Origin of the sequence: Anaerococcus faecalis (assembly GCF_013371425.1) — a bacterium.
Classification (GTDB): domain Bacteria; phylum Bacillota; class Clostridia; order Tissierellales; family Peptoniphilaceae; genus Anaerococcus; species Anaerococcus porci.
This window is the reverse complement of the sequence record NZ_JABVBA010000004.1, coordinates 20,240-36,002: the sequence shown is the minus strand read 5'-3', so window position 1 is coordinate 36,002 and position 15,763 is coordinate 20,240. Positions and strand designations below refer to the sequence as shown.

Annotated in this window: 12 protein-coding genes and 4 pseudogenes; 14 read left to right on the top strand and 2 right to left on the bottom strand. The window is 30.0% G+C overall.

Annotated features, from left to right (window positions below; translation table 11 throughout):
* Nucleotides 1–93: 93 nt before the first annotated feature.
* A pseudogene (locus HV819_RS04840) lies at nucleotides 94–303 on the top strand (cation:dicarboxylate symporter family transporter); the annotation flags it as partial.
* 627 nt (nucleotides 304–930) lie between these two features.
* Here HV819_RS04840 and HV819_RS04830 read toward each other — a convergent pair.
* The gene (locus HV819_RS04830; protein ID WP_154541567.1) at nucleotides 931–1,176 is read right to left on the bottom strand and encodes a hypothetical protein; all 246 of its coding nucleotides are present in this window, start codon (nucleotides 1,174–1,176) and stop codon (nucleotides 931–933) included.
* Between the two features lie 10 nt (nucleotides 1,177–1,186).
* Nucleotides 1,187–1,522 carry a hypothetical protein gene (locus tag HV819_RS04825; RefSeq protein ID WP_154541565.1) on the bottom strand — a complete coding sequence of 112 codons (336 nt, stop codon included), beginning with the start codon at nucleotides 1,520–1,522 and terminating at the stop codon, nucleotides 1,187–1,189.
* A gap of 277 nt (nucleotides 1,523–1,799) precedes the next feature.
* On the opposite strand from HV819_RS04825, the gene HV819_RS04820 reads away from it, so the two are divergent.
* The 13 genes and pseudogenes from HV819_RS04820 (at nucleotide 1,800) to HV819_RS04765 (ending at nucleotide 15,728) form a co-directional block, all read left to right on the top strand.
* Entirely contained in the window at nucleotides 1,800–1,961 is a 162-nt protein-coding gene (locus tag HV819_RS04820) for a hypothetical protein (RefSeq protein ID WP_154541563.1), read from the top strand.
* A 458-nt stretch (nucleotides 1,962–2,419) separates the two neighbouring features.
* Nucleotides 2,420–2,873: pseudogene (locus HV819_RS04815) on the top strand (MobA/MobL family protein); the annotation flags it as partial.
* Nucleotides 2,866–3,132, top strand: a pseudogene (locus tag HV819_RS04810) (DNA cytosine methyltransferase); the annotation flags it as partial. The pseudogenes HV819_RS04815 and HV819_RS04810, both read left to right, overlap by 8 nt.
* Before the next feature lie 98 nt (nucleotides 3,133–3,230).
* A complete protein-coding gene (locus tag HV819_RS04805) occupies nucleotides 3,231–4,256 on the top strand; it encodes an alpha/beta fold hydrolase (protein ID WP_176269655.1) in 1,026 nt (341 codons plus the stop codon).
* 79 nt (nucleotides 4,257–4,335) lie between these two features.
* The gene (locus HV819_RS11880; RefSeq protein ID WP_407926328.1) at nucleotides 4,336–4,785 is read left to right on the top strand and encodes a hypothetical protein; all 450 of its coding nucleotides are present in this window, start codon (nucleotides 4,336–4,338) and stop codon (nucleotides 4,783–4,785) included.
* 849 nt (nucleotides 4,786–5,634) lie between these two features.
* A pseudogene (locus HV819_RS11870) lies at nucleotides 5,635–8,751 on the top strand (DEAD/DEAH box helicase family protein); the annotation flags it as partial.
* 111 nt (nucleotides 8,752–8,862) lie between these two features.
* Entirely contained in the window at nucleotides 8,863–9,075 is a 213-nt protein-coding gene (locus HV819_RS04795; RefSeq protein ID WP_008902116.1) for a helix-turn-helix domain-containing protein, read from the top strand.
* 2 nt (nucleotides 9,076–9,077) lie between these two features.
* Nucleotides 9,078–10,808, top strand: a complete 1,731-nt coding sequence (locus tag HV819_RS04790; protein WP_211660234.1) for a site-specific DNA-methyltransferase — start codon at nucleotides 9,078–9,080, stop codon at nucleotides 10,806–10,808.
* Entirely contained in the window at nucleotides 10,805–13,009 is a 2,205-nt protein-coding gene (locus HV819_RS04785) for a DEAD/DEAH box helicase (RefSeq protein ID WP_169970121.1), read from the top strand. Before HV819_RS04790 ends, HV819_RS04785 begins: the two co-directional genes overlap by 4 nt.
* Before the next feature lie 12 nt (nucleotides 13,010–13,021).
* A complete protein-coding gene (locus HV819_RS04780) occupies nucleotides 13,022–13,639 on the top strand; it encodes an SAP domain-containing protein (RefSeq protein WP_176269654.1) in 618 nt (205 codons plus the stop codon).
* Between the two features lie 185 nt (nucleotides 13,640–13,824).
* Entirely contained in the window at nucleotides 13,825–14,205 is a 381-nt protein-coding gene (locus HV819_RS04775; RefSeq protein ID WP_328700355.1) for a GntR family transcriptional regulator, read from the top strand.
* A complete protein-coding gene (locus HV819_RS04770) occupies nucleotides 14,202–15,080 on the top strand; it encodes an ABC transporter ATP-binding protein (RefSeq protein ID WP_169970117.1) in 879 nt (292 codons plus the stop codon). The genes HV819_RS04775 and HV819_RS04770 overlap by 4 nt, the downstream gene beginning before the upstream one ends.
* A 3-nt stretch (nucleotides 15,081–15,083) precedes the next feature.
* Nucleotides 15,084–15,728 carry an ABC-2 transporter permease gene (locus tag HV819_RS04765; RefSeq protein WP_169970115.1) on the top strand — a complete coding sequence of 215 codons (645 nt, stop codon included), beginning with the start codon at nucleotides 15,084–15,086 and terminating at the stop codon, nucleotides 15,726–15,728.
* The last annotated feature ends 35 nt before the right edge of the window (nucleotides 15,729–15,763 follow it).

Sequence of the window (15,763 nt, the reverse complement as noted above, 5' to 3'; positions counted from 1 at the left end):
TTTTTATTACTATGTTATAGTGAAAAAATAGTCATGAACGAATCTATATTTATTTGATTAGATAAATATAGATAAAAAGGAGTATTTAGAGAAATGAACAAAACTAAAAAGAAAAAATTAGGGTTAATACCTAAGCTTTTGATAGCGATTGCCCTAGGTACTATGGCAGGTTTATATCTACCAGAATGGTTTGTAAGAATAGCGGTAACATTCTCATCCATTTTTGGTGCTTTTTTAAACTTTGTTATACCACTTATGATTATCGCTTTTGCAACTAAGGGAATTGCAGATCTTGGAGAAGGGTTTCGTGTCATAATAGTGATAGAGGCAAATAGTTATGTAAATACAAGGAATTCAAGACTTCTACCAAAGTTTAAAACTCAAAAAATAAATAATTGGTGTGCTGCTTAGAGTATCCATTTTAATAATGGATATTGTAAATAGCATACCAATAAAACTAAGAATTCTTTAAAGAGTCTTATTTTGTGATGAAAATTTAATATGTAAATCTCAGACGATAGAAAGCAATAATTCTATCGTCTTTTTAGTACCATAAATAGTGTAAGAAAGGAAGTAATTCCTATCTTGCACTATTTTTGTATAATGAAGAAGTAGTATGACGAGGGTCTTTTAGGGTTAAAACATCCGACATAAAAACTGTCAACTACCTTTTCATTATTCATATTCGATTAAGCAGGTAGGGCAAAACGTCCGTGTCACGAGCTAAAATGAGTGTAATGGTGGTGTAAATGTCAAGTGAAAAATGGTCCACTTATAGTAAAAATATAAGTTATTAATTCATTTACCTTTCCCCATCACTGTTACTAGAAATTACATCTTCCACTATCAATTCATCAGCATCTAAAGAATACTTTTTCAAAACCTTAATTATCTGATCTAAATCTTTATCTTTATATTTTTCAATTAATTCTATGAATTTTTTTGGATTTTTGGTAAAATACTTATCAAGGCATATTTTCTAATTATCTTTACACTACCTTCTACATGTCCCTTCTCATTACCAGAAAAACAATTAGTTACATTAATCGAAAAGCCATAGTAGTTTGCAAATTCAAGAAGTCTATAATTAAGTTTCTTCTCATTTTTACCAATGAATTTACTAACAACATTTTTCATATTATCATAGACTATTTCCTTATACATACCACCAATCATTCAAAAAACCTCACTTGAGAATCAAAAAACACATCTTTATTTTGACTTTTGTACAGATAAGCCCATCTAAAATTTGTGCAGGTGAGCTCATAACAGCCAAATTTAATTTTTCTAATTTACCATCAATTAAAAGTTTAACTTCTCCAAAATCATATTCTAATCTATCAGCAAAGTCATATTGTTGTTTTATGAAACATTCTTTTGTCTTATTTCTTTTCTTTCTAACATATGCTGCAATAGATGGATATGATATATCATAACCTTTATCTAAGATCATCTTATGAATTTGAACAGCACTTAAACTTTGTTTATGATTTCTAAGTCTTATTATTGCATGCTTATCCATTAAATTAATCACCTCACATACCTCCGTATTTTTATTTTACATATGGAGGATAAACTAAAACAAGTGGACCATTTTTCGATTAGAATTAATCGATTTTTGGACCACTTTTAGTTTATCATTTACAATTGTAAAGATTGTACAAATAAATCTTTTTGTATTCGATGTTCAGGCGTTGCACACAGTGAATCTGGTAATTATCTCAAATCTTATGCTTTTGCATGTCAAATGGCAGAAGTTAGACATTACAAATATAAGCAAAGAGAGGAGGATTTTTAGAATGAGAGTTAATGAGAATAAACAAGTTTTTACCAAACCTGTTGTTCATCAAGGAGAAAGCAAAGTTATACATGTAGTATGTAAATCAGCTAATTGTAGTGGAAGTTCTACTAATATTTCAATCAATAAACTTGATGAAGTGACAAAATCTAAAGTTGCATAGTTTATTGATAAATAGGTCATCTTATAATTTTAATTTCGAAAAGTCGTTTCCAATATCTTGATAGTTGGAAACGACTTTTTTAGTGACAAGATTTTAAATATAATTTTATAAAAATAAAAATTTATTTTTTATGGTGAGGGGAGAGAAATCACGAATAAATCTAATTCTCCATAATAAAAATATAAAGTGAATGATACTTGGAAAGTCAGGATTCTAAAATAGGAAATAAAATTTTAGAATCTCGGCTTAAACTTTTCATTTATTTCAAATTTATATTTTCAAGAGCGAACGAAGTGAGTTTATATACCATTGATAATTACAAAGGACTGATTTTAAATCAGTATCTTTATTGCTCCACGCAAGGGTAAAAGCTCTGCAGGAGGCAAGACACCTAAAAGGTGTATAATTGCGCCCTTAGAAAATCTAAGGGAAATTGATTAGTGAAAGGAAGTGAGAAAATAGCAGAAAGTTTTCACTTTTATATCTCCATGATTAGTAGGGGAAAAGGAAAAAGTGCCGTAGCAAGTGCAGCATATATCTCTTGTAAAAAACTAAAAAATAAATGGGATGGTATTACACATGATTACCATAATAAAAAAGGACTACTCCATGAAAAAATATATCTACCAGAAAATGCAAAAGAAGAATTTAAAGATAGAAACACATTATGGAATAGTGTTGAACTAAATGAAAAAGCAATCAACGCACAACTTGCAAGAAATTTTATTATTGCTCACCTAAAAGAGTTAAGCGTTGATGAAAATATAAAAATGATGGAAGAATATATCAAAGAAAATTTTATACAAAAAGGAATGATTGCTGACTAATGTATTCATGATGAAAGTGATGAAAAATCATAATATCCATGCACATATTATGACAACTGTTCGACCATTAAATCCAGAAAGTGATTAAAGATTTTTCTTACACTATTTCTACAAAACAAATGAGAGTACCAAATTTTGGAATAATAGATATTGGAAATGCTAAATATAGGTATTTAACAGAAAGAGAATGTTTAAGACTCATGGGTTTTGATGATAGTGATATAGACAAACTAGAGGGAGTACATCCAAGAAGAAAAAATTGCACCTCAAGTAAACTATATAAGCAGGCCGGCAATTCTATTGTGGTTGATATTTTAATGGCGATTATTAAAGTGTTAATGTAGATTAGTGTAAATAATATTCTAAAAATGATATAATAACTACAAACAGATTTTTTATATACTAGTAGAATCTGTATGCTATTTTATAGGAAGGGAATAAAATGAAGAAAATATTTTTTAGAATCTTTTCAATAGTTATTATTTTAGTAGTTTTAGTTTTTATTCTTAGAATATATAATGACCATAAGTATAAAGATATCAATACTTTTAAATTTCCTGAATATTATAAGGATGTTACTAATATAAGTTTATATCCTACAGATATTGATGGAGTTGATGTAATTTATGTAGATGAGGGTAGGATGCAAGGCTTTAGATTTGTACCTAAGGAAAAATCACATAAGGGTCTTGTAATTTGTTTTGGAGGTTCTGAGGGAAGTCCAAATTTTGAAACTGCCAAAAGATTGGCTGAAGAGGGATATGAAACCTTTGCACTGTTTATGTTTGGTATGAAAAACCAAGAACAAACTCTGACAAAAATTCCCTTAGAACAATTTGAAGACGTTATCAATTATATAAATGAAAATATCAAAGACAATAAACCGATAAGTGTTTTGGGAGCGTCAAAAGGTGCAGAATATGTCCTTAATTTGGCTAGCAAATATCCTGAAATAGATAATCTGATTTTAATGGCACCTTCATCTTATAATTTTGCTGGCTTAGATTTTAATGACTATGGTTCATCATGGTCATATAAAGGCAAGGAACTTCCATATATAGATATTAAAAAATCATCATTTAACTCATTTTTAAAAAATATTATTGCTCCGTCTATTATTGAAAGTCCGATTAGCTATAAAGAAACTTATAACAGTGCAATAAAAGAAGACTCATCAAGCCAAGAAAAATTAATACCAGTCAAAAATATTAAGGCAAATATATTGATGATTGTAGGCGAGGATGATTTGATGTGGGATAGCCTTGCTATGGCAAATAAAATAAAAGAACAAAACTCTAAGGCAAAGATTTATTCATATAAAGGGGCAGGGCATATATTTGCTGGCAATGGTGTTTTAAATTTAGGAAAAATTAGAATTGCAACAGGTGGAACAGCTGAAAACAATGATAAAGCAGAAAGTGAATCAAGAAAAACTATTGATGTTTTCTTAAAAGAAAACCATAAATAGAAAATTACTTGGGTATTTAAGGACGGTAGAAAATTAAAATCTATCGTCTTTTTTTGTTGATCTAAAAAGGAGGTAGGAAATGCAAGTAAATGATTTTAAGAATATACAAGAATCTATAAAGTATGAAGTTTTGCAAGATGAAAAAGAATATTTAAATCTCTTAAAAGTTATAGGCAATAATCAGAAATATGATTTTTCAAGCCAATTAAGTATATACAACAAAGAACCTGAAGCTAGAGCTTGTGCGACTTTTGATATGTGGAAAAAATATTTTGGCAGAATTGTTATGAGAGGAGAGAAGGGTATTCCAATTTTAGTTGGAAGTGATATAAACAAAAAAGTTTCATATATTTTTGATATTAGTCAGACCACATCAATGGATAGGAATATTAATGAGGTTAGCTTATGGCAGTTTGACCACGAAAACCATAACGGGGCTTTAAAAGAAATAATAAGAGATTTTTCATTTGAAGCTAGTGATTCACTTAATGAAAATATATTTTCTTTAAGCCGAATTTATGGAGATTAATATATTAATTTGGCTCTTGCTGATTTGAGAATAGATATAGAGGATAGACTGAGTTTTGAAAAGTTTATGAGAGAATCAATATCTTATGCAGTAGCTAATAGGTTTAATACAGTCTATCATATAGATATAGAAAATTTAAAAAACAATTTTTCTAGGATAAATACAATTTCTTTAGAACAGATAGGTCTTGTAATATCAAGGGTTAGTGAAGATATTATAGATAGCACAATAGAAAAATCTAAGGAAATAGATGAGCTTAAGCTGCTGACAGAAAGGGCCGCTGCCGACTATGATAGAGATATAGAAAATATAAATGAAGATAGAGGAGGTCAAAATGATTTATATAGACGAGATGATAGGTCAAGAAGTAGAGATGGACGAGTTTTCACAGATGGAACGGACAGAAGAAATAGCGATGAAGATCGAAGAGAAAACCTTGGACATGATGGAGAAAGATCTGGAATTTATGGAGAAATTTCCGAATCCAACATACGCAGTTCTAAGACTGTCTTACCTGGTAGGGAGCGAGGACATGGAGAACTGGAAGAAACTTCAGAAAATGTACGAGGAGAAAACACTTTTGAACAACCTGAAGGAAATTCAGACTCAGGCAGTGGACTATATCAAGACAGAGAAAGTCAAGATGATGAAAGCGCAAGGATTGACAGAGAAGATGATGAGAGAGAATCCAGAGGAATACCAAGGATAGATGAACAACTTAATGGCAACAGTGAAGAGAATGGCAATCAAGGAATACGTGGAAGCTTAGAAAATGAAATAAGCCAAGAAAAGGAAGCTGATGAAGCTTCTTTTTTTGATGACAAAAACACTGAAAATAGAAAAGATTATTGGATACACCTATCAACTGATAAAAAGGGTTTGACCTATAATAAATACTTTGTAGATAATCCTCAAATGGTATTAGGGGATATGAAAGAAGTATCTGGTAGATTTGGAAATACTATTACTTGTGATGAAAAAGAAGACGAAAATCTAAAAGATTTAATGGATCTTGCAAGTAAGGAAATATCTTCAAATTCAAAATATGAAGAGGTCGAACTATTGGAAGATGAAGAATTAAGTCTTCCAGCAACAGACGATGTTAAGAATTTTTCTTACACTATTATTGATGAAGAGGTCTACCTAAGAGAAAACTCAGTCTTAATCAAGCAGAATATATCAGATAAAAATAAAGAAAAGATAAAAGATTATCTTGATGTAATGAATGCTTTAAAAGATGTAATAGAAAAACAAAAGGACGATTTTTCTGATGAAGAAATAAAAGAGTCACAAGCAAAGTTAAATGAAGTATATGATAATTTTTCAAAGAAACATGGCTTTATTAACTCCTTATCAAACACTAGAGCCTTAAAGGAAGACTCAAACTTTCCTTTGGTATCATCAATAGAAATACTTGATGATGAGGATAATTTCAAAGCTAAGAGTGATATATTCTCAAAAAGAACAATAACAAAGGCAAAAGTAGTAGACCACGTAGATACTTCCCTTGAAGCTTTGGTTTTATCAGTTTCACAAAAAGGATATGTAGACTTTGAATATATGGAATCTATCACAAATAAAGATAGGGACACCTTGATTGGTGAGCTTGAGGGCGAGATATTTTTAGATATTAAGGATACAGACCTAATAAATAACAGAATGCCCTTTGAGAACTTTGACAATGACGATCCATTTCATTTTTCATATGTATCGGCTGATGAATATTTAAGTGGTAATATCAGAGAAAAAATTGGCTACCTCAATTCATATATCGGCGAAATTGAAAATGTAATAGATTTAGCACCTTCTGAAAAGAAAGACACATTATTAAACGAGTTAGGCAAACTCAAATATCAAAGAGAAAAATTACAAGAAGTTATGCCTGAAGAACTCACTGCTTCTGACATAAATGTAAGGTTAGGAGCAACATGGATACCTCAAAAAGATATAGAAGACTTTACTTTTAATCTTTTAAAAACACCAGGTTATGATAGGTGGAATATAAATATTAGGTTCTCACCACATACAAGTGAATGGAATATTGAAGGTAAAAGTGTTGACTCAACTAATGACCTTGCTAACATGACTTATGGTACAAGTAGAGTAAATGCCTATAAGCTAATTGAAAATGCCCTTAATCTAAAAGATACAAAGGTATTTGACCAAGTAATAAATGATGATGGTTCTAAGACTTCTGTATTAAACAAAAAAGAAACTATGCTTGCAAGTCAAAAGCAAGAACTGATTAAAGAAGAATTTAAGAATTGGATATTTGAAGATCCTGATAGAAGATATAGGCTAGAAAAGATTTATAATGAAAAATTCAATTCAATTAGAAATAGAGAATTTGATGGTTCTAACTTAACTTTTGATGGAATGAATACTGAAATCAGACTACGAGAACATCAGAAAAACGCCATAGCAAGGACTCTTTATGGTGGAAATACACTACTTGCCCATGTAGTAGGAGCAGGAAAAACTTTTGAAATGGTAGCTTCTGCTATGGAATCTAAAAAGTTAGGACTTGCAAGTAAGTCATTATTTGTAGTTCCTAACCATCTAACTACTCAAATTGGTAGAGAGTTTATGCAGTTATATCCGTCAGCAAACATTATGGTGGCCGATAAAAAAGACTTTCAACCCAAAAATAGGAAAAGATTTATTGGTAGGATTGCAACGGGAGAATATGACGCAGTCATCATAGGACACTCTCAATTTGAAAAAATACCAATGTCTAAGGAATACCAGGTAAGGCATATACAAGACCAAATAGATGATATAGTTTCCTTTATTGATGAGAATAAAAGAAATAGAGGAGAAAATTTCACAGTAAAACAACTGGAAAAGACAAAGAAGAAACTCCTGGTAAGACTTGAAAAACTAAATGATGATTTTAAAAAGGATGATGTAATAACCTTTGAAGAACTAGGAGTAGATAAGTTATTTATAGACGAAGCTCATAATTACAAAAACTTATTCTTGCATACCAAGATGAGAAATGTTGCGGGTATCGGTCAGAGTGAAGCCTTTAAGTCTTCAGATATGTATATGAAATGTAGGTATATGGATGAAATGACAAATGGCAAGGGAGTTGTATTTGCTACTGGTACACCAATATCAAATTCAATGACAGAGCTTTACACCATGCAAAGATACCTTCAATATGACGATTTAAAGGCAAGAGGATTAGAACATTTTGACGCTTGGGCTTCTACTTTTGGAGAAACAGAAAACACCTTTGAATTATCTCCAGAAGGCACAGGATATAGGCAAAAGACAAGATTTTCAAAGTTTTATAACTTGCCAGAGTTGATGAGCATGTTTAAAGAAGTAGCAGATATAAAGACTTCAGATATGTTAAATTTGCCAGTGCCAGAAGCAAATTTTGAAGTTATTAAAACAAAACCTACTGAGGAACAAAAAGAAATATTAGAAGCTATTTCAGAAAGAGCGGACGCAGTTAGAAATAACCAAGTAGAACCAACAGAAGATAATATGCTAAAGATTACAAATGATGGTAAAAAACTTGCCCTAGACCAAAGATTAATAAACCCACTACTTCCAGATGATCCTAATTCAAAGGTAAATGTATGCGTTAAAAATATCTTTTCAATCTGGGATAAGACAAAAGAAAGCTCATCAACCCAGTTAGTATTTTCAGATATGTCTACACCAAAAGGAGATGGTGAATTTAATATCTATGATGATATTAGAAACAAGCTAGTGAATATGGGAATACCAAAAGATGAAATAGCCTTTATCCACGAAGCAGATACAGACAAACAAAAAGATGAATTGTTCTCTAAGGTAAGAAGAGGAGAAGTAAGAGTATTATTAGGATCTACTCAAAAAATGGGAGCAGGTACTAATGTACAAAATAAATTAATAGCCTTACATGATTTAGACGTCCCTTGGAGACCGTCTGATTTGGAGCAGTTCCAAGTGGGACAAGTAAAAAAACAAGGACTATCTCAATAAATACTAACGCAAGCACAAGTATAAAATAGGCTAAAGTGACTTATCAGCCTATTTATGATATAATATATCTTAACAATAAAACGGATAAGGGGTAATAATATGGCAATTTCTTATAAACCATTATGGCACTTATTGGTAGAAAGAGAAATGAACAAAGAAGACTTAAAGAGAGCTGCAAACATAACAAGTAACATAGTTTCAAGAATGAGCAAAAACTCTTATGTGAACTTAGAGTCACTAGAAAAGATTTGCTTGGCATTGGATTGCAGAATTGAAGATGTTATAGAAATTCATAGAAATGAGGTGGAATAAAATTGGGAAATCTATCACAAATCAGAAGAGCTGAAATGCTTGAATACCTAAATCATCTAAAAGAAATTCATACAGATGATGAGAGTAGGATTGCACTTGGAAAGATTGAAACAGCATTAACTGAGAAAAAATATGGATTAGTTTGGGAAGAACACGAAGAAGAAGTCGATAAAAAGCTCGTTCACAACATACCAGTGTTTAGAGAAATAGAAGATAAAAAAATAATTGGAGATAATACCTCTGATTTTAATTTTATTTTAGAGGGGGATAATCTACATTCCCTTAAATTATTAAAAAAGACTCACATGGGCAAAATTGATGTTATCTATATTGATCCACCTTATAATACAAAAAATAAAGAATTTATTTATAACGATACAAGAATTGGAGAAGATGACACATATAGGCATTCTAAATGGATCTCATTTATGAGTGAAAGACTTGTTATTGCAAAAGAGTTGTTATCTGATGAGGGAGTTATTTTTATTTCCATTGATGATAATGAGCAAGGACAACTCAAGCTATTGTGTGACCAAATTTTTGGAGAGAAAAATTTTATTGCTAATATAATTAGGAATACAAACTCATCAAAAAATCAGAGTCTTTATGTTTCTGTAAGTCATGAATACTGTTTAATATATTCTAAAGACTATGAAAAGCTTCAAGTTAGACACAAAGATAATAAATGGGAAACAGAAAAAAATAATATAGATGAATATGAGAAAAAAGTAAAACAATTACAAAAACTAGGCTTATCACATGATGAAATTACGGAAGAACTAAAAGAATTAACTAAATATCCAAGATTTATAGATTTTACAAATTATTGGTATTTTGATGATAGGGGACTATACAGAAAAGGAGATTTAGGGGGAGTAAAAAATGGAAATAAGACTCCCATTATAAATCCTTTAACAAATGAGGAAGATCCAGTTCCACCAGGAGGGTTCAGATATAATAGTGAGAAATTAAATGAGCTAATAGCAGAAAATAGAATTCATTTTCATACAGATGGAAGCTTACCTACAATAAAAAGATATTTATCAGAGAATAGAAATCAAAGACCAAAGTCTATAATGAGTGATGACCAAAGACCAGACTACACTTTATTAAAAAATATGGATATAGAATTTGATAACCCTAAACAAATGGCTTTTATGAAAAGAATATTAAGTATCTTTGATAATAATAGCTTATATCTTGATTTTTTTGCTGGCAGCGGAACAACGGGGCATGCAGTGATAGAATTAAATCATGAAGATGATGGAAAAAGAAAATTTATACTTTGCACTAATAATGAAAATGGGATAGCAGAAGATGTCTGTTACAAAAGAATTAAAAAAGTTATTAGGGGATATAAGTACACAAGTAGAAAAAAAGAAATAGAGGTAGAAGAACTTCCTAGTAATCTTAAATACTATAAAACAGAATTCATACCAAAACTTTCAGAAGATGAAGAAATTCTATCTTCTAAACTTCTTGATTATATCAAAGAAATGGTCGAGCTTGAAAATATGTGTGAGATTGATGGGAATAGTAGGAGAATCATTTTGTCTGATGAAGATTTAAATATAGCACTTTCTGAAATGGAAGGAAGTGGTGTTTTATATATTCCATCATTCATCTTACTAACCAATGAAATCAAGGATAGTATCGAAGAAAGGAAACTTGAAGTTGTTACTATCCCAGATTATTATTTCACAGAAGAATTAAGAGAGGTGAACGAATTATGATGTTAGATTTATTTGATTTTCAAACAGACGCCAAAAACTATCTTTTGGATAAAACAACAGATCCAAATGCAAAAAGAAAAATCATTGTAAAAAGTCCGACCGGGTCTGGCAAAACAATAATTCTACTTTCTTATATCTATGATTATCTTCTATGGCAGGACCCTAATAAGGTATTTATCTGGCTTACTCCAGGCAAGGGAGATTTAGAGGAACAGTCAAAGGAAAAAATGGACGACTTTATTCCTCATGCAAAATCTGCTAATATACATGATGCCTTACTTCAAGGTTTCAAGGGTGGTTATACCTATTTTATAAACTGGGAAATGATAACTAATAAAAAGAATAATGCACTTAAAGATGGTGAGAAGAAAAATCTTTTTGAAAGAATTGCAGAAGCACATAGGGAACAACTTTCTTTTATCACAATTATTGACGAGGAGCATTTGAATAACACATCAAAAGCAGATGATATTTTGTATGCCCTTGATTCTGATAGAGAAATACGAGTATCGGCAACAACTGTTAAAAATCCGATGGCAGAATTTTATGAAATACCAGAAGAAGAGGTAATAAATTCTGGTCTTATAACAAAGGCACTTTATATTAATCCTGGTATTGAAGCAGACGAGATGGACGACCTTGAAAGTGAAACTATTTATCTAATACAAAAGGCAGATGAAAAGAGAAAAGAAATCAAAGCTGAGTATGAGAAAATAGGAGAAAAAATCAATCCTCTAGTTATTATCCAATTTCCAGATACGAGTGAGTCCTTAGTTACTTTTGTAGAAGAACATTTAACAAATATGGGTTACACCTATAAAAATAAAATGCTTGCTAAATGGTTAAGTGAGGAAAAAATAAATACACTTGATGTTACAGATGAAGACTCCAAATCAAACTTCTTGATTATGAAACAAGCTATATCAACTGGTTGGGATTGTCCGAGAGCAAAGATACTTGTTAAACTTCGTGAAAATATGACAGAAACCTTTGAAACGCAAACAATAGGACGCATAAGGAGAATGCCAAGAGCAAGGCACTATGACAATGACTTATTAGATTTTTGCTTCCTCTATACATTCGATGAAAAGTACAAAGAATCTGTTATACAAGGTGGAAACGCCTATGAAGTTAAGAGGTTATTTTTAAAAGACAAGTGCAAAGATTTTGAACTTGTAAAAGAATATAGAAATAAAGACTATCAGTTTGTAGATGAAGTATTAGTTCGAGATAGAGCTTATGACTATTTTAAAGAAAAATATAAACTAACCAACATTAAAAAGGATAATGAAAAGTTATTAGAGTCTTATGGCTTTATAATGGGAACAAAAGTTATATCTACCTTTAGGACTGGTAAGTTTATAAAACTCAAAGATATTGTTGATGAAAAGCAAGGTGAAAATAGAGAGATAGCCTATGAAGTATCAACTCACGATCATGGAATTGATTGTTTGCACGCAGTTGATATGATAAAAAAAGTTACTGGTGTACCATCTAACAAAATGAGGGCAATTCTTCAACATCTTTTCCATAAAAATATACCATCAAGCAAGAAGTTGTTAAATCTTTCTAATCGTGAGTGGTACGCTTTTATGATTAATAATGCTTATAAACTTAGAGATGACTTTTTAGATTTAGCTGCAATTTCTAATGCAAGACAAATGCAAATCTTGGATAAGAAAACTGAAAAATGGAAAATGCCTTTAGAAGATTTCTATAAGTATCTTCCGTATGAAACAGAAGTAGTCGAGTATGAGAAAAATGCTTATAAAGAATACAACACATCTATGACAACATCTCAATTTAGATCAACTTCAGAACAACTCTTAGAAAACTATCTTGAAAGTAGAGATGATGTAGATTGGTACTATAAAAATGGAGATACAGGGCAACAATATCTATCAGTTATTTACGGTAATAATCTAAGCAAAGAATATCTTTTTTATCCAGACTATATAATCAAAAAGAAAAATGGAGAAGTATGGATAATTGAAACTAAGGGTGGAGAAAGAAAAGGTGTAAGTAAAAATATTGATAAGCAGATCGAAAATAAATTCTATGCTTTTAAGGATTATGCTGATAGGCGTAAAATAAATTGGGGGTTTGTTAGAGATAAAGATACAAGACTTTATATTAATAACACAGACTACACAGAAGAAATGAATAATGAAAATTGGAAAAGACTAGAAGACTTATTCTAAGGAGATAAAATATTGATAGAAAGTAGACCTAAGTTTGATAAAATCACTTCGTTTGATGAGTTTAATAAATACTATTGGTATCGTGAAGAACTTTCACAGATATGCAAGTTATTAGGATTAGAATATAGAGGTACAAAACAAGAACTCACTTATATTATTGAGCAGTACTTTAAGGGTGATTTGATTAAAAAGTCATCAATAAAAAATGAAAAGAAACAAGTAGAAACTATTACCTTAGATACTTCATTACTTGAATGCGGGTTCTCCTTTAACACACATTTCAGAGAGTATTTCTCAATTTTAACAGATGTTTCGCCATTTAAATTTACTGCTGATATGGCTACTGCTTGGAGAAAAGTAAAAAGAGAAAATGATTTGAGTTTTACAATTCAAGATATGCTCAAAGTTTATTATGGAAAATCAGATTATGCTAAGTATGATAATTCGGTTTGTCAATGGAATCAATTTTTAAAGGATTTTTGTGCAGACGAAAATAGTTGTAACTACTCTAATAAAATACAAGTAGCTGCAATTCTTTGGAAAGAAGTCAGAGATTCAAAAAACAAAAAAGTTTATTCACGAGAACTTATAAAAAAATATGAGGATAAAATAGAAGACTATCACAAGTAAACAGAAACTATTTTTTTGAATGAAAAAAATTAATACAGATAGATGTTAGGCGATAGAAATTAAAAAACTCTATCGTCTTTTTTTATATTCAAAATTAGGAAATTAAGGGGGTTGAAAAAACTTTTTGTTGGTGGTATTATTAAATTGGCAAGCACACATAAGTACACTTCTGGAACAGGAGGTGCATTATAAATATTATTATAAATACCGATTCTAGTAAGCCAATTTATGAGCAAATCGAAAATCAGATAAAAAAACAAATTATGAATGAAGATTTGAAAACTGGAGATTCTATACCATCTATGAGAGTATTAGCTAGAAATCTTAAGGTAGCTGTAATTACAGTTCAAAAGGCTTATGAAAATTTACAAAAAGATGGATTTATTGAAACTATTCATGGCAAAGGCAGTTTTATATCAGCAAGAAATATTGAATTACAAAAAATAGAAACATATAAAGAAGTGGAAGATTTAGCAAAGAAAATTGTCAAGAAAATACAATCAAGTTCAATTTCAATAGAGGATTTGATAGATTTAATAAAAAAGATATATGAGGAGGGGCAATGATGGATTCATATGAAAATGAATTAGCATTAAAGGTATCTGGATTAAATAAAAAGAGTAAAACAAATGATTTTTCTTTGAAAAATATAAATATTGAAGTACCTTATGGATCTATTGTAGGAAATATAGGAAGAAATGGAGCAGGAAAAAGTACTACTATTTCTTGTATACTTGGAATGTTTCAAAAAGATGAGGGAAAAGTAGAGATATTTGGTACTGAATATTGTAATCAAATAGATATTAAAAAACACATAGGTGTTGTTTTAGATGACCCTAACTATTCATTATTATTAACACCTAATGAGATAAATGAGGTAATGAAATTTAATTATAGTAATTGGGAAGAAGATAGTTTTAAAAATTATTTGAATAGATTTAATTTACCAATAGACAAGAAGACTAAACAATTTTCATTTGGAATGAAGAAAAAGTTATCGTTGGCTATAGCATTGTCTCACGAAACAAAACTTCTCATATTAGATGAAATTACTTCAGGGTTAGATCCAGTAAGTAGAGATGAAATTTTATGTATATTGTTAGAATTCATAGAAAATCCAGAACACTCGGTATATATATCATCACACATTACAACAGATTTGGAAAAAATAGCTGACTATATAGTTTTCATGGATGATGGTAGGGTTGTGTTAAGTGAAGAAAAGGACGAATTATTATATAACTATGGGATACTTCGATGTACTGATACAGAACTAGAAAAAGTGGAAAAAACGGACATAATCTCATACAGGAAGGAACTTGGAAGGGTAGATATTTTAGTAAAAGATATATCGAAGATAAAGAATAAGTATAAAGAATTTGTTTTGAATAAACCAAATTTTGATGAAATGTTATTAATATTAACAGGGAAGGAGGACTAATATATGAAAGGTTTATTGTTAGAAATATATTATAAAAACATTAAAAACATTTTTATAATGAATGCATTTTTAATTTTAGCATGGATTCTAATAAATTTATTTGCTGACATACAAATGGTTGTTTTTGCGTATTTTGCAGTAGTAATCTTCGCTAACAGTTTGTTGATCCTTTTATCTCAAAGAAAAGATTATGATTTAAAATTATATAAATATGAATTCATGCTACCAATAAAAAGTAAAAATATAATACTATCAAAATATATAAGTCAAGTAGTTATTATTCTCTTTTCTATATTGATGTTGATTATTTTGAATTATATATCAATTTATCTAGGTAAGCATTATTTTGATTATGGATCTTCAGACTTAATAACTTTGTTAAATGTTCTATTAGGTCTTATTTTGCAATTAATATCAATCTTCTACTTAGCCATGTACTTTATTGATTTAGAGAAAGGTGATTTGTGGATGGTTTTAGGCTTGATTGGGTCTATAATGCTAGTATCAATAGAAATATTTACATTAAATAGGCTTGGATTTTCTAAGTCAGGTGGAAATGTTGCACTTTGTGTAATATATTCGGTAATATTTTTATTGTCTTTTGCATTGAACTCAAAAAAAATGGAGAATCTAAAATTAGATATTTAGGATGAATGATGATATATCTGTATTAGATATAGAAT

Excerpts from the sequence above, each read along its gene's own strand:
- HV819_RS04830 (WP_154541567.1), bottom strand. The coding sequence starts at position 1,176 with ATGATTGGTGGTATGTATAAGGAAATAGTCTATGATAATATGAAAAAT.
- HV819_RS04825 (WP_154541565.1), bottom strand. The coding sequence starts at position 1,522 with ATGGATAAGCATGCAATAATAAGACTTAGAAATCATAAACAAAGTTTA.
- HV819_RS04820 (WP_154541563.1), top strand. The coding sequence starts at position 1,800 with ATGAGAGTTAATGAGAATAAACAAGTTTTTACCAAACCTGTTGTTCAT.
- HV819_RS04805 (WP_176269655.1), top strand. The coding sequence starts at position 3,231 with ATGAAGAAAATATTTTTTAGAATCTTTTCAATAGTTATTATTTTAGTA.
- HV819_RS11880 (WP_407926328.1), top strand. The coding sequence starts at position 4,336 with ATGCAAGTAAATGATTTTAAGAATATACAAGAATCTATAAAGTATGAA.
- HV819_RS04795 (WP_008902116.1), top strand. The coding sequence starts at position 8,863 with ATGGCAATTTCTTATAAACCATTATGGCACTTATTGGTAGAAAGAGAA.
- HV819_RS04785 (WP_169970121.1), top strand. The coding sequence starts at position 10,805 with ATGATGTTAGATTTATTTGATTTTCAAACAGACGCCAAAAACTATCTT.
- HV819_RS04770 (WP_169970117.1), top strand. The coding sequence starts at position 14,202 with ATGATGGATTCATATGAAAATGAATTAGCATTAAAGGTATCTGGATTA.
- HV819_RS04765 (WP_169970115.1), top strand. The coding sequence starts at position 15,084 with ATGAAAGGTTTATTGTTAGAAATATATTATAAAAACATTAAAAACATT.